The following is a 12908-nucleotide window of genomic DNA, read 5'->3' on the forward strand; positions in this document are numbered from 1 at the left end:
GCCTTTTTCCTCAGGCGTCGACCGGGGCGCGGCCCGGCTGATAGTTCAGCACCGGCGCCAGCCAGCGTTCCGCCTCCTCCAGGCTCCAGCCCTTGCGCGCGGCATAGTCGCGGGCCTGGTCCTCCTCGATCTTGGCGACGCCGAAATAATAGCTGTCCGGGTGCCCGATATAGAGGCCCGACACCGACGACCCCGGCCACATCGCCATGCTTTCCGTCAGCGTCACCCCGGTCGCGGCCTCCGCGTCCAGCAGCTTGAACAGCGTTAGCTTTTCGGTGTGGTCGGGCTGGGCGGGATAGCCCGGCGCGGGGCGGATGCCGGCATAGGGTTCGGCCACCAGATCCTCGGGCGCGAAGGCCTCGTCGGGGGCATAGGCCCAGAACTCGCGGCGGACACGCTCGTGCAGCATCTCGGCCATGGCTTCGGCGAAACGGTCGGCCAGAGCCTTGACCATGATCGCGCCGTAGTCATCGTTCGCACGCTCGTAGCGGGCCGAGATCTCGGCCTCCTCGGGTCCGGCGGTGACGACGAAGCCTCCGACATGGTCGGGAATACCCGCTGGCGCCACGAAATCGGACAGTGCCACATTGGGACGGCCGTTCCGCTTGGTCACCTGCTGGCGCAGCGTGTGCAGCGTGGCCAGCGTCCTGGTGCGCCCGGCATCCGCAAACAGCCGGATGTCGTCGCCCGCGGCATTTGCGGGCCAGAAGCCCACGACGGCGCGCGGCTTGAACCACTTGCCGTCGATGATGCGGGCCAGCATCTCCTGCGCCTCGGCGAACAGCTGGCGCGCGGCCTCGCCCTGCTTTTCGTCCTCCAGGATGCGGGGATAGACACCCTTCAACTCCCAGGTCTGGAAGAACGGGGTCCAGTCGATATAGCGCGCGATCTGGGCCAGATCCCAGTCCTCGATCACGCGGGTGCCGGTAAAGCCGGGTGCGGTGGGGGCGAAGCCCGCCCAGTCGATCTTCAGGGCATTGGCGCGGGCGCTGGCCAAGGGCAGGCGGCTTTTCGCGGCTTCCGAGCGTTCGTGACGTTCCGCGACCTCGGCATAATCGGCCCGGACGCCTTCGACATAACCCGCAGCCTGCGTCGCCGACAGCAGCGAGGACGCGACCCCCACCGCGCGGCTGGCATCGGTGACATAGACGGCGGCGCCCTTCGTATAGCGCGGTGCGATCTTGACCGCCGTGTGGATCTTGGAGGTCGTGGCCCCGCCGATCAGCAGCGGGATGTCAAAACCCTCGCGCTCCATCTCGGCGGCCACATGCGCCATCTCGTCCAGGGACGGGGTGATCAGGCCCGACAGCCCGATGATGTCGACCTTCTCGTCCCGCGCCACCTGCAGGATCTTCTGCGCGGGCACCATGACGCCCAGGTCGATGACCTCGAAGTTGTTGCAGGCCAGCACGACGCCCACGATGTTCTTGCCGATGTCATGGACGTCGCCCTTGACCGTGGCCATCAGGATCTTGCCGGCCGTCTCGCGCTCGGTCCCGCCGGTCAGGCGCTTTTCCTCCTCCATGTAGGGCAGAAGGACGGCCACGGCCTGCTTCATCACGCGGGCCGACTTCACCACCTGCGGCAGGAACATCTTGCCCGCGCCAAAGAGGTCGCCCACGACATTCATGCCCGCCATCAGCGGACCTTCGATGACATGCAGCGGGCGTTCTGCGGCCTGGCGCGCCTCCTCGGTATCGGCCTCGATGAATTCGGTGATCCCGTTGACCAGCGCATGTTCCAGCCGCTTCTCGATCGACCATTCGCGCCAGGACAGGTCCTTTTCGCGCTTGGCGCCCTGGCCGTCGCCCCGGAACCGCTCGGCGATCTCCAGCAGGCGTTCGGTGGCGTCCGCGCGGCGGTTCAGGACGACGTCCTCGCAGGCTTCGCGCAGGTCCGGGTCGATCTGGTCATAGACAGCCAGCTGGCCCGCATTGACGATGCCCATGTCCATCCCCGCCTGGATGGCGTGATAGAGGAACACGGCATGCATCGCCTCGCGCACGGGTTCGTTGCCGCGGAAACTGAAGGACAGGTTCGACACGCCGCCGGACACATGCGCGTGCGGCAGGTTCTGGCGGATCCAGCGGGTGGCCTCGATGAAATCGACGCCGTAGTTGTTGTGCTCCTCGATCCCCGTCGCCACGGCGAAGATGTTCGGATCAAAAATGATATCCTCGGGCGGGAAACCCACCTCGTCCACCAGGATGCGATAGGCGCGCTGGCAGATCTGGATCTTGCGGGCGGCCGTGTCGGCCTGGCCCTGTTCGTCAAAGGCCATGACCACGACCGCCGCGCCATAGGCCAGGCACAGGCGGGCCTGCTGACGGAACTGCTCCTCGCCCTCTTTCATCGAGATCGAGTTCACCACCGGCTTGCCCTGCACGCATTGCAGCCCGGCCTCGATCACCTCCCATTTGGAACTGTCGATCATCACCGGCACCCGCGCGATGTCGGGTTCGGCCGCCAGCAGGTTCAGGTACTCGACCATGGCGGCGCGGCTGTCGATCAGGCCCTCGTCCATGTTGATGTCGATGATCTGCGCCCCGTTCTCCACCTGGTCGCGGGCGACCTCCAAGGCGGTGGCATAGTCGCGCTCCTTGATCAGCTTGCGGAAGCGCGCGCTGCCGGTGACGTTAGTGCGTTCGCCCACGTTCACGAAGGGGATGTCGGGGGTCAGGACGAACGGTTCCAACCCTGACAGGCGCAACAGACGATCAGGCATAGGCGGGCACCTTTCTGGGGGCGAAACCTTTGACGGCCTCGGCGATGGCGCGGATATGGTCGGGCGTGGTGCCGCAGCAGCCGCCGACGACGTTGACCAGCCCCTCGCGGGCAAATTCGGCCACCTGCACGGCGGTGTCGTCGGGGCCTTCGTCATACTGGCCGAAGGCGTTGGGAAGGCCCGCATTGGGATAGGCGCAGATCAGCGTCTCGGCCACGGCCGACAGTTCGGCCAGGTGCGGGCGCATCGCCGCCGCGCCAAGCGCGCAGTTCAGCCCGATGGTCCAAGGGGTCGCATGGCGCACCGAATGCCAGAAGGCCGTGGGCGTCTGTCCCGACAGCGTGCGCCCCGAGGCGTCCGTGATCGTGCCCGAGATCATCATCGGCAGCCGCTGGCCATGCGCCTCCATCGCCTCGATGCAGGCAAAGATCGCGGCCTTGGCGTTCAGCGTGTCGAAGATGGTCTCGATCAGCAGGATGTCGGCGCCGCCGGCGATCAGCCCGTTCGCCTGCTGCAGATAGGCCTTGCGCAGATCGTCGAAGGTCACCGCGCGGTATCCGGGGTCGTTCACGTCCGGGCTCATCGAGGCGGTGCGGTTCGTGGGCCCGATCGCGCCCGCGACAAAGCGCGGCCTGCCATCCTGGGCAGTGGCGCGGTCCAGGGCCCGCCGCACGACGCGCGCTCCTTCGACGTTCAGGTCATGGACCGCCTGCTGCATCCCGTAATCGGCCTGGGCGATGGTGGTTGCGGAAAAGGTGTTCGTCTCGACGATGTCGGCGCCGGCGATGGCGTAACGATAATGGATCTCCTCGACCGCCTCGGGCTGGGTCAGGATCAGCAGGTCGTTGTTGCCGGTCTGCGGATGGTCCGAATGATGGCGGCAGACATGGCCCGAGCCGTGACCGGTATAGTCGTCCTCGCCCAGGCCCAGGGCCTGGATCTGCGTCCCCATGGCCCCGTCCAGGATCAGGATGCGTTCCGCAGCCGCATGGTTCAGCGCCGCGAAGGCGGGGGAGGGGGGAAGTCTGCCGGTCATGGTCGCGCCTCTCATCGGAAGCCTGTCATATAGACCGCGCGACCCCTGCCAGCAAATTCATAGTTTTCGACAAGATCATGAAAGCCGTGCAAGTCATGGCAGGGGCACGTCCCGTTCGTCCTTCAGCGTCTTCAGCACGATCTCGGACCGGACCTGGGCCACCTGCGGGTGCGGCAGCAGGTGGCGATGGATGAAATCGGCGAACCCGTCCAGATCGCGCGCCCGGATGTCCAGGATGTAATCCGCATCGCCCGACACCGAAAAGGCCGAACGGATCATCGGCTGGCTGGCCACGAAGCGGGCGAATTCCTCCTCTCGCCCTTGGCCGTGGCCGCGCAGGTTGACGCGGATGATCGCCCGAAAGCCAAAGCCCAGCTTTGCCGCCGACAGCCGTGCGGAATAGCCTTCGATCAGGCCGGCCTCCTCCAACGCCGCCCGTCGACGAGAGATCTGGGACGCGGACAGACCGACCGTTTCCGCCAGGGCGGCATTGGTCAGTGCCCCGTCGCGCTGCAATGCAGCAAGTATCGCAGAATCAGACCGATCCATGCGTCCCTCATGCGTGATTGATGTCAGCCATGCGCGGCCTGTGCAAATTTTTGCTTGTGAGCGCGCAGATTGCAACGCTCATGCTTCGCGCTGGCGGTAAAATGTTCCAACTGAACAGGAGGAGATCTCATGGGACCGTTTCCGCACGACGCCCCCAAGGCAACCATCAGCGCCGCCAACCCCGCAGGCACGGACGGGTTCGAGTTCGTCGAATTCGCCCATCCTGACCCGCAGGTCCTGGACCGGATTTTCCGCCAGATGGGGTTCCTGCCTGTTGCACGGCACAAGACCCGCCATATCACTCTCTATCGCCAAGGCGACGTCAACTATCTGCTGAACGCCGAACCGGACAGCCATGCAGCCGCCTTCGTGGCCGAACATGGTCCCTGCGCGCCCGCCATGGCCTGGCGCGTGGTCGATGCGCAGGCGGCGCTGAAGCGCGCCGTGGACCTGGGGGCGACCGAATATACCGGCACCGGCAAGTCGATCGAGGCGCCGGCGGTCCTGGGGATCGGCGGATCGCTTCTCTACTTCATCGACCGTTACGACGACGCGGGCAGCGCCTATGACGCCGATTACGACTGGCTGGGTGAGGCCGATCCGCGCCCGGAAGGGTTCGGGTTCTTCTATCTGGATCACCTGACGCACAATGTCATCCGCGGCAACATGGACACGTGGTACAAGTTCTACCACGACACGTTCAACTTCCGCGAAATCAGGTATTTCGACATCAAGGGCAAGCAGACGGGCCTGGTCAGCCGGGCGCTGACCTCGCCCGACGGCAAGATCCGCATCCCGATCAACGAAAGCACTGACGATCACAGCCAGATCGAGGAATACCTGCGCGAATACAAGGGCGAGGGCATCCAGCACATCGCGATCGCCTCGAACGACATCTACGCGGGCACCGACAAGATCGCCGATGCCGGGATGGAGTTCATGCCGGGGCCGCCGGACACTTATTACGAGATGTCGCATCGCCGCGTGAAGGGCCATGAGGAGCCCATCGAGCGCATGAAGGCGCGGGGCATCCTGATCGACGGCGAAGGCGTGGTGGGCGGCGGAGAAACGCGCATCCTGCTGCAGATTTTTTCCAAGACGGTGATCGGCCCGATCTTCTTCGAGTTCATCCAGCGCAAGGGCGATGACGGCTTCGGAGAGGGCAATTTCCGCGCCCTTTTCGAATCCATCGAGGAGGACCAGATCCGGCGTGGCGTCCTGACCGCCACCCCGGCCCAGTAAGGGAGCGGTGCGGCGGTCGTCACGCCGCCGCGCCACCATCATGGCCTGGACCGATTACAGCAGCGCCCCCGCGCCCGGCACCCGCATCTGCGCGGCGGCCGATATCACCGCGGTGCATCCGCTGACCGTCACGACAGATCGGGGAAGCTTTCCGATCCTTGTCCTGCGCGACGGCGACACCATCCGCGCCTTCGTGAACGCCTGCCCGCATCAATACCTGCCGCTGGACTATCGTGGCACGACGCTGCTGTCGGCGGACGGCACGAAACTGATGTGCACCGCGCATGGCGCCAGCTTTGACAAGGCGACGGGCGCGGCCATCGCTGGTGCCGATTGCGGCCTTGATCCGGTCCCTGTCATGCAGAAGGGCGACCACATCGTGATCGCCCCCTGACATTCTGCGTTGTCGAAATACCCCAAAGGGGGTCCGGGGGCGCAGAGCCCCCGGTATTCGGGGTTCAGAAACCCGCCTTGATCTTTTCGAACTCGGCCAACTGACGCTGACGCTGTTCCGGGTCGTTCGGGGTCTGGGCCAGGACCGGCACATCGACCTCGGCCAGGCCCTCTGCGACGGCAGGCTCGTCCGCGATGGTCGCCATGGCCTCGGTCGAGGTATGGCCATAGCCGATCGTGTCCAGCAATGCCTTGCCCGCGCTGGGCTCCAGCCAGGCGTTTATGAAATCATAGGCCTTGTCTTCGCTGCCCGGCCCGTCCTTCAGGTTGATGAAGCCGCAGAAGAAGGTCGACGATCCTTCCTTTGCCTCGCGCTGGAACCCCACTGGATAGTCGTCGGCCTGCAGATAGACGACGCCGTCGTTCCAGGACCAGGCGATGTCCACCGCGCCCGAGGCCATCAACTGCGCCTGTTCCGACGGGTCGGACCAATAGGCGGCGACGTTCTGGTGCGCCTGGCGGAGCCAGTCGGCGGCCGCCTGGAACTGTTCGTCCGTCACATCGGTCCAGTCGGTCACGCCGGTGGCCAGATAGGCCAGCGCCCAGACATCGTCCGAACTGTCGGGCAGCGAGGTGCGGCCCTGGTACTTGGGATCGGTGAAGACCTGCAGCGAGGCCACATCCTCGGCCGGCACGGTTTCGGTGTTATAGGCGATGGCGGTGGCGCCCCAGTCGGTCGGGATGAACCAGACGCCCTGGTCGTCGCGGAACACCTGGGAATCCAGGAACCGCTCGTCGATCTTGTCGAAATTCGGGATGCGTGCCGTGTCCCAGGGCTCGATCAGGCCGGCATCGCGGTACTTGCTGACCATCTGGCTGCAGGGGTGGGCCACGTCGGCCCGAAAGCCCGAGGCGATCTTCTGGAAGGCTTCGTCGTCATCGCCATAGAAGGAAAAGGTGGGCGAGTCGCCGTGCTTGTCCAGATAGCCCTGGAAGATCGAGGGTTCCTCGAACCCCGCCCAATCGAACACGGTCAGCTCCGGATCGGCCGCAAAGGCGGGCAGAGCGGTGGCGGCCAGGATGGTGGTCGTCAGCAAGCGCATGTTTTCGGGCCTCTCCTCTGGTCAGAACCGAGGGTGAGGCTAGCCGCCGCCCGCCGCCCGCGCAAGAGCATCGCGCAGCCGTGAGCCGAGCGTCCGCGTCAGTGGCGCAGCAGTTCCGGCCCGCCGACGACCAGTGGGTCGGGAATGCCGATGGCCGCGTCATCCCGGCCGGCGAAGTCGACCGCCCGCAGCACCGTCTGGATCACCGCGATCCGCGCCCGGCGCTTGTCGTCCGCCCGGATCAGCGTCCAGGGGGCAATGGGCGAATGCGACAGGCTCAGCGTCTCGCGGATGGCGACGCTGTACTCGTCCCACTTGGCCAGTCCGTCCACGTCGATCGGGCTCAGCTTCCATTGCTTCAGCGGGTCCTTTTCCCGTTCCAGGAACCGCCGTAGCTGCTCGGCGCGGCCGACATTCAGCCAGAGCTTGACCAGAATCACGCCGTCATCGACCAGCAGCTGCTCGAAACCCGGCAGCTGGCGGAAGAAGGCGTGGCGCTGCGCTTCGGTCGAGAACCCGAAAACGCGCTCGACGACCCCCCGGTTGTACCAGCTGCGGTCGAACAGCGCGATCTCTCCGGCGGCGGGCAGCCAGTCGACGTAGCGCTGGAAATACCACTGGCCGGCCTCGCGCTCGCCGGGCTTGGGCAGGGCCACGACATAGGCGGAGCGCGGGTTCAGGTTCGTGCGCACCCGGTCGATGGCCCCACCCTTGCCGGCGGCGTCGCGCCCTTCAAAGACCACCACGACGCGTTTCCCGGTTTCGATCACGTCATGCATCATGCGCACCAGCTGCAGCTGCAGCTGCTCCATGGCCGCTTCGTACACGTCCTTGTCCATCATGCAGTCATAGGGAAAGGAATCGTCCAGGATCTCGCGCTTGCTGCCGCCCTCCAAGGCGCGGCGCAGGTCCTCGGGGGCGTCTTCCTCCAGAAAGCGGCTGATCTGGCCGACCAGCGGCAGCTGAACGTCGGTGGTCATGCAGGCCCCTCTCCGATGCGCGACATGTCGTACCATGTCGTCTGGTAGATCTCGTTGATCCAGTTGCCGTAGAGCAGATGGGCATGGCTGCGCCACCGGTTGGACGGCATGCGGGCCGGATCATCGTCCGGATAGTAGTTCGCGGGCACCGCGATCGGCTTTCCGACCGCGCGGTCGCGGTCGTATTCGTCCTTCAGCGTCGTGCTGTCATATTCGAAGTGGTTGAACACATAGAGCGCGCGATGCCCCGGGTCGGACAGCAGGCAGGGCCCCACCTCCGAACTGGCCAGCAGCGTGTTCAGGGCGGGCCGCGCGTCCACATCTTCCTGGCGCACCTCGGTCCAGCGGCTGACCGGCACCAGCACCTCGTCCGAGAAGCCGCGCAGATAGGGCGAGGCGGGGGCCAGGTTCTGGTGGCGGAAGCAGCCGAAGGCCTTGCCCGGCAGAATGTGCTTGGGCAGGCCGTGGAAATGCCAGGCCATCGCCATGCCGCCCCAGCAGACGCCGAAGGTCGAATGGACGTGGGTCTGCGTCCAGGCAAAGACGCGGGTCAGTTCGTCCCAGTAGGTCACCTGGTCGAAGGGCAGATGCTCGACCGGGGCACCGGTGATCACCAGACCGTCGAACTTTTCGCCTGTCGCCTCCACGTCGCGGAAGGGGCGGTAAAAGCTCTCCATGTGGTCGGCGGCGGTATTGCGGCTTTCGTGGTCCGACATGCGGATCAGCTGAAAGTCGATCTGCAAGGGGGTGGCGCCGATCAGCCGGGCGAACTGGTTCTCGGTCTGGATCTTCTTGGGCATCAGGTTCAACAGCCCGATCCGCAGCGGCCGGATGTCCTGCATCGCGGCGCGGCCGGGCGACATCACCATCACCCCCTCGTCCGAGAGGATGCGATAGGCGGGCAGGTTCTCGTTCAGGGTGATCGGCATGGGTCAGCTGTCCTTGCGCGAAATGGCGCGGGCGATCAGGTCGGTGAAGTCGTCGGGGCCGCGGATCTGCGACACCTCCTCGGCGGTGACGGTGACGCCACGGCGGGCCATCGCCTCGTAGCGGGGCTGCCGGTGCGCCAGGGCGCGGGCATAGGTCCAGCGGATGAAGTCGTCGGGATTGACCTGCGACGGCTCCAGCCCCTTTTCGACCCGGTAGGCGACCCAAGCCTGTTCCAGGAACTGCGGCTGATAATACATCGGCTTTGGCGCACGATCAAAGCGGCGCACCAGTTCCGCAGTGTGCGCGTCGCTGCCCTTGATCCAGACCAGCAGCAGGTCGCGCTCCAGCGCCGCCAGCACCGGGTCCTGGGGGTCCTCGGGGTCCACCACCTCGCAGATCGACCCGCCGCTGTCGCAGACGAAATGCGGCAGGCCATAGATGTCCTGCGCACGGTCCATGAAATGACGCGTGTCCAGCAGCGACGCGATCTCAGCCCGGCGGTGCTGGTTCTGGCGCTGGCAGTAATCGTCAAAGGCCAGGCCGCCCCGGCTGCGGCTGCCTGGCTTGCCTAAATAGGTCGACAGGGGCGCCAGGTTGTCGAAGGTGATGTTGCTGGCGATGTAGACGCTGTCCGACATCAGCAGGTCGCGCAGGAAGGGGACCTTCATCGCCTCGCGCTTGAAGTTGTCGGCGATGTATTCGCCCATGTAGCGCGTGCCGATGCGGTAATCGACGCTGTAGTGGAACCACGCCCCCGTCTCGCGCAGCATGGTCGCCAGGTAGGTCTTGCCCAGGCCCGACATGCCGAACAGCACGACCCGCCTCGAGGGCGCCGCCCGCCATTCCTCCGCGCTGCGATAGATCATCTGGCCGTCCCTCTTCTGCGCCGCGCCCCTAGGTAATCCTGCCGGCGGGCGTTGGAAAGCCCCGCAGGGCGGGTGCAGGTGTTTCATGCGGCGGCGGAGATCGCCGGAGGCGTGGTCGCTGCCTGGCCGTCCTCCAGGCCAAGGGGCAAATGCAAAACGGTCCCGCAGAGGCTGCGGGACCGTTCCTTGCCGAGCGTCTGGTCGTGCGTCAGAAGCTGTAGCCGACACGGACACCGACGCCCAGGGCATCGCCGTCTTCCATCCGGGCGCGTGCGGTGTCGGGGGTGCCCGTTTCGGGGCTGGCATCACCCAGCTTGGTGTAGTTGATGCCCGTCGTGATCTTCATCGGCCCTTGGGAATAAATCGCCGCCAGGGTGATGCCCTTGCGCCCGTTCGTGGGTGCCAGCGGAGAGACCAGATCGTCGCCCTGCTTTTCGAAGGTAAACGAGGCCGAGGCGGACCAGGCGTCGCTGAACCGGCGGCCCACGCCGAGCGTGTAGGTGGTGGTATCCTCCAGGTCGACAAGACCGCCGCCCGTGACGGTGGTGAACTGCCGCGGGTCCACGCGGAACGCGCTCCACTCCACCCACCGGATCGAGCCGAAGACCAGCGTGTCGGCGGCGACGCCCGTCTGGAATTCCAGGTTCCAGCTTTCGGGGGTGGACACCGTGGTGGTCGAGGTGCCCTCCAGCAGTGGCAGGGCGGGCACGGGGCCCGGCCCGTCGGGATCGACCAGCGGTCCGCGCTCGACCGTGTCGAAGTCGTGATCGACCTCGGAATTGTAGGTCAGCGAGACACGCGCCGCGATGTCGGGACGTTCCCAGGCCACGCCGGCGACCCAGCCCACGCCGGTGCTGCTGTCCAGATCGACGTCATAGCCTGCAACCGGGCCATAGGCCGCGCCGTTCAGGCCGACCGCGGCTTCGGCGCGCGATCCCCTGATCCCGCCATGGACAGAGAAGTTGTTCTGGAGCTTGTAGCGCCCGAGAGCGGTGAAGGTGGTCGATTCGACGCGGGCGAAGGTGCCGCCCAGCAGCACCGAGCCTTCGGCCGCCGGGTCCGGCAGCAGCCCGGGCTGGCTGGGATAGCGGATGTCGGCGCCAAAGGGCTGTTCGATGATCAGCGCAGCCGAGAAATTTGCAGTGAACTGGTGCTTGTAGGCCAGGCCGGCAAAGCCGTAACCCTGCGCCACGTCGCCGGTCCGGAACCCCAGGGCGTCCGTGCCCTCGACGGTCGGGTCAACGCCACCAAAGCTCAGTTCGACGTAATTGCCTTCTTCGAAAAGCGCAGCCAGCGACTGGGGCGCGCGTTCGATGCCGCCGGCGAAAAGGGGGGTGGCCCCCATCATCAACGCCGCGGCACCCGTCAACGTTTTCTTCATTATTATGTCCTCCCTCGGGGCGCGCATTCCGGCCCGGATCCAGCTTAGACGACAGTGGTTACCAATCAATGAGCGGCGCAACCTGACGTGGCGTCGGGTGGCGCTGCGTCATTCTGTCCGTGTCCTTCCTGCAACGCGCAGTCTCGGGCTGGACAAAGCCCGCCATGCGTGAAAGGGGAAACTGCCAAACGAAGTTGCCGCAAGGATACCCCCATGCAGATTCGTGAGGCTCTCACTTTTGATGATGTGCTTCTTGTTCCGGCCGCCTCGACGGTGATGCCGTCGACCGCGGATGTGACCACTTATGTCACCCGTGCGATCAGGATGAACATCCCGCTGCTGTCCTCGGCCATGGACACCGTCACCGAAAGCCGGATGGCGATCGCCCTGGCGCAGGCGGGCGGGATGGGCGTGATCCATCGCAACCTGACGGCCGACCAGCAGGCCGCCGAGGTGCGTCGCGTCAAGCGGTTCGAGAGCGGGATCGTCTACAGCCCGATCACGCTGACGCCCGACCAGACCCTGGCCGATGCCAAGGCGCTGCAGGAGCGCTACAACGTCACGGGCTTTCCCGTCGTGGACCAGACAGGCCGCGTCGTGGGCATCGTGACGAACCGCGACATGCGCTTTGCCCGCGATGACCGGACCCCGGTGCGGGCCATGATGTCGTCGGACAATCTGGCGATCCTGCAGGAGCCCGCCGACCGGGAGGAGGCGATCAGCCTGATGAAGTCCCGCCGGATCGAGAAGCTGCTGGTGACCGATGCCCAGGGCAAGCTGACCGGGCTTCTGACGCTGAAGGATACCGAAAAGTCCGTCCTGAACCCGCTGGCCTGCAAGGACGAGCTGGGCCGCCTGCGGGTCGCCGCGGCCTCCACCGTTGGCGACGAGGGCTTCGAGCGCAGCCAGGCGCTGATCGAGGCGGGCGTCGACATGGTGGTGATCGATACGGCGCATGGCCATTCGGCCGGTGTCGCCAAGGCGGTCGAGCGGGTCAAGGCGCTGGGCGGCAGCGTGCAGGTCGTCGCCGGCAACGTGGCCACCGCCGAGGCCACGCGCGCGCTGATCGATGCGGGTGCGGACGCGGTCAAGGTCGGCATCGGGCCGGGCTCGATCTGCACCACGCGGATCGTGGCGGGCGTGGGCGTGCCGCAGCTGACCGCGATCATGGATGCAGCCTCGGCGGCGGGCGACATCCCCATCATCGCGGACGGCGGCATCAAGTTCAGTGGCGATTTCGCCAAGGCGATCGCCGCGGGCGCCAGCTGCGCCATGGTGGGAAGCGCCATCGCCGGAACGGATGAAAGCCCCGGCGACATGATCCTGTATCAGGGCCGCAGCTTCAAATCCTATCGCGGCATGGGCAGCCTGGGCGCCATGGCCCGCGGCTCGGCCGACCGCTATTTCCAGAAGGATGCCGCGACCGACAAGCTGGTCCCCGAGGGGATCGAGGGACAGGTTCCCTATAAGGGCCCGGCGGGCACGGTGATCCACCAGCTGGTCGGCGGTCTGCGGGCGGCCATGGGCTATACGGGTTGCGCCACCGTGGCCGAGATGCGCCGGAACTGCCAGTTCGTGCGCATCACCGGGGCGGGGCTGAAGGAAAGCCACGTCCACGACGTGCAGATCACGCGCGAAAGCCCGAACTACCGGCTGGGGTGACCTGAGACATTGGCAGCTCAGGGGTTCGAGCGGCCATTGCA

The 12908-nt window shown here is 66.0% G+C and carries 11 protein-coding genes; 3 read left to right on the top strand and 8 right to left on the bottom strand.

What is annotated here, in order from left to right; all coding sequences use genetic code 11:
• Positions 1-10: 10 nt before the first annotated feature.
• The 3 genes from metH to ACNR9W_RS07035 form a co-directional block, all read right to left on the bottom strand.
• A complete protein-coding gene (gene metH, locus ACNR9W_RS07025) occupies positions 11-2725 on the bottom strand; it encodes a methionine synthase (protein WP_419268138.1) in 2715 nt (904 codons plus the stop codon).
• Positions 2718-3761 (bottom strand): homocysteine S-methyltransferase family protein, encoded by a 1044-nt coding sequence (locus tag ACNR9W_RS07030; protein ID WP_419268139.1) that lies wholly within the window; start codon positions 3759-3761, stop codon positions 2718-2720. Before ACNR9W_RS07030 ends, metH begins: the two co-directional genes overlap by 8 nt.
• 93 nt (positions 3762-3854) lie before the next feature.
• Positions 3855-4310: an Lrp/AsnC family transcriptional regulator gene (locus tag ACNR9W_RS07035; RefSeq protein WP_419268140.1), complete on the bottom strand. Its 456-nt coding sequence runs from the start codon at positions 4308-4310 to the stop codon at positions 3855-3857.
• Positions 4311-4439: 129 nt separating this feature from the next.
• On the opposite strand from ACNR9W_RS07035, the gene hppD reads away from it, so the two are divergent.
• Positions 4440-5552 (top strand): 4-hydroxyphenylpyruvate dioxygenase, encoded by a 1113-nt coding sequence (gene hppD / locus ACNR9W_RS07040; protein ID WP_419268141.1) that lies wholly within the window; start codon positions 4440-4442, stop codon positions 5550-5552.
• Positions 5553-5559: 7 nt separating this feature from the next.
• Entirely contained in the window at positions 5560-5946 is a 387-nt protein-coding gene (locus tag ACNR9W_RS07045; protein WP_419268142.1) for a Rieske (2Fe-2S) protein, read from the top strand.
• A gap of 64 nt (positions 5947-6010) precedes the next feature.
• Here the strand turns inward: ACNR9W_RS07045 and ACNR9W_RS07050 are convergent, their stop codons facing one another.
• The 5 genes from ACNR9W_RS07050 to ACNR9W_RS07070 all read right to left on the bottom strand — a co-directional run bounded on the left by ACNR9W_RS07050 (position 6011) and on the right by ACNR9W_RS07070 (position 11205).
• Positions 6011-7048, bottom strand: coding sequence for an ABC transporter substrate-binding protein (locus ACNR9W_RS07050; protein ID WP_419268143.1), 1038 nt, complete (start codon positions 7046-7048; stop codon positions 6011-6013).
• 98 nt (positions 7049-7146) lie between these two features.
• The gene (ppk2, locus tag ACNR9W_RS07055; RefSeq protein ID WP_419268144.1) at positions 7147-8028 is read right to left on the bottom strand and encodes a polyphosphate kinase 2; all 882 of its coding nucleotides are present in this window, start codon (positions 8026-8028) and stop codon (positions 7147-7149) included.
• Positions 8025-8957 carry a homoserine O-succinyltransferase gene (locus ACNR9W_RS07060; protein WP_419268145.1) on the bottom strand — a complete coding sequence of 311 codons (933 nt, stop codon included), beginning with the start codon at positions 8955-8957 and terminating at the stop codon, positions 8025-8027. The genes ppk2 and ACNR9W_RS07060 overlap by 4 nt, the downstream gene beginning before the upstream one ends.
• Positions 8958-8960: 3 nt before the next feature.
• Positions 8961-9824 (bottom strand): ATPase, encoded by an 864-nt coding sequence (locus ACNR9W_RS07065; RefSeq protein WP_419268146.1) that lies wholly within the window; start codon positions 9822-9824, stop codon positions 8961-8963.
• 208 nt (positions 9825-10032) lie between these two features.
• A complete protein-coding gene (locus ACNR9W_RS07070) occupies positions 10033-11205 on the bottom strand; it encodes an OmpP1/FadL family transporter (protein WP_419268147.1) in 1173 nt (390 codons plus the stop codon).
• Positions 11206-11418: 213 nt separating this feature from the next.
• On the opposite strand from ACNR9W_RS07070, the gene guaB reads away from it, so the two are divergent.
• Entirely contained in the window at positions 11419-12867 is a 1449-nt protein-coding gene (guaB, locus tag ACNR9W_RS07075) for an IMP dehydrogenase (protein ID WP_419268148.1), read from the top strand.
• The last annotated feature ends 41 nt before the right edge of the window (positions 12868-12908 follow it).

This window comes from Paracoccus sp. T5 (genome assembly GCF_048538155.2).
In the GTDB taxonomy this organism is placed as follows: domain Bacteria; phylum Pseudomonadota; class Alphaproteobacteria; order Rhodobacterales; family Rhodobacteraceae; genus Paracoccus.

Coding starts and splice junctions, on each gene's coding strand:
- metH (WP_419268138.1), bottom strand. CDS start 2,725: ATGCCTGATCGTCTGTTGCGCCTGTCAGGGTTGGAACCGTTCGTCCTG.
- ACNR9W_RS07030 (WP_419268139.1), bottom strand. CDS start 3,761: ATGACCGGCAGACTTCCCCCCTCCCCCGCCTTCGCGGCGCTGAACCAT.
- ACNR9W_RS07035 (WP_419268140.1), bottom strand. CDS start 4,310: ATGGATCGGTCTGATTCTGCGATACTTGCTGCATTGCAGCGCGACGGG.
- hppD (WP_419268141.1), top strand. CDS start 4,440: ATGGGACCGTTTCCGCACGACGCCCCCAAGGCAACCATCAGCGCCGCC.
- ACNR9W_RS07050 (WP_419268143.1), bottom strand. CDS start 7,048: ATGCGCTTGCTGACGACCACCATCCTGGCCGCCACCGCTCTGCCCGCC.
- ppk2 (WP_419268144.1), bottom strand. CDS start 8,028: ATGACCACCGACGTTCAGCTGCCGCTGGTCGGCCAGATCAGCCGCTTT.
- ACNR9W_RS07060 (WP_419268145.1), bottom strand. CDS start 8,957: ATGCCGATCACCCTGAACGAGAACCTGCCCGCCTATCGCATCCTCTCG.
- ACNR9W_RS07065 (WP_419268146.1), bottom strand. CDS start 9,824: ATGATCTATCGCAGCGCGGAGGAATGGCGGGCGGCGCCCTCGAGGCGG.
- ACNR9W_RS07070 (WP_419268147.1), bottom strand. CDS start 11,205: ATGAAGAAAACGTTGACGGGTGCCGCGGCGTTGATGATGGGGGCCACC.
- guaB (WP_419268148.1), top strand. CDS start 11,419: ATGCAGATTCGTGAGGCTCTCACTTTTGATGATGTGCTTCTTGTTCCG.